Genomic DNA, 918 nt, shown 5'->3' with positions numbered 1-918 from the left:
GATCAGGATTGGTATATGACCCTAACTGTAACATAAATTAAACTAAAATATATTTGGATTTTTAGCTTAGTTCATTGTTAGGCAAAGTATTTTACTTCTTTTGTGTTGAGTCTTTTTTAATTTCCTTCAAAAGGATAGCATTTTTGTCATCAGCAATAACTAAACTTTTTGATTGTTTTCGATAAATCCTTTCAACTACATACTTCAATTTAAAAAGTTTAATAGTATCTAATTCATTCACGATTAATTCTCCATTGTAATCTTCATACCAGAAACGATTGGAACTATTAATTCGTATAATTTGTTTAACTCCTTCTAAGCCTATTTTTTTATCATCAATATAAAAACTTAAATAAGCCTGAGGCGTAATCTTTCCTTTTTCCTCTTTTTCAGAAACGTCTGAGACTTTTACTTTTAGTGTATTATCATCTTTTGACTTAAAAATAACTTTTGGCTCTACACTAAATCCTGCATAAATCAAAAATTCGTTATCAGTTGGGATATAATAATCGTCAAATCCAATCAAATTGTAAGTTAGGTTTTCGATTCTATCATTTAAGATATCAATCTTTTCTGAAATTTGTATTTCTATTGTGTCTGTTTTTTTAGATTCACTTGCTTCAGTTTGGTTTTTAAAAACGGTCTTTTCATCCTCACTATTACTGCGCAAATTAGATATTGATGAAACAATTGATAAGACCAATGCAACTGCCCCAATCCAAAAACCGAATATTGAAAATTTACCAGCTCTTTTATTTTGGTCAAGTTCATCTTTTATTCGGTCTATTACCTCCTCACGTATAGCTTCAATATTATTTTCGACTTTTTCAATATTCGAAGACTGTTTTTTTTAAATCATCAAACGACTTTTCAAGAGATTCAATTGATATTCCTTTACTCCTAAGGTTTTCTATAGAT

General features: G+C 28.5%; 1 protein-coding gene. It reads right to left on the bottom strand.

The window, feature by feature from the left end; all coding sequences use genetic code 11:
* Nucleotides 1-91: 91 nt before the first annotated feature.
* On the bottom strand, nucleotides 92-703 hold the full coding sequence (locus tag KCG49_RS16330; RefSeq protein WP_218548024.1) for a hypothetical protein: 612 nt from the start codon (nucleotides 701-703) through the stop codon (nucleotides 92-94).
* Nucleotides 704-918 lie beyond the last annotated feature (215 nt).

The sequence above is a fragment of the Winogradskyella luteola genome (genome assembly GCF_019203985.1).
GTDB classification, from domain to species: domain Bacteria; phylum Bacteroidota; class Bacteroidia; order Flavobacteriales; family Flavobacteriaceae; genus Winogradskyella; species Winogradskyella luteola.
Note: the sequence above shows the minus strand (reverse complement) of the source record. Positions and strands in the feature narration are given on the sequence as shown.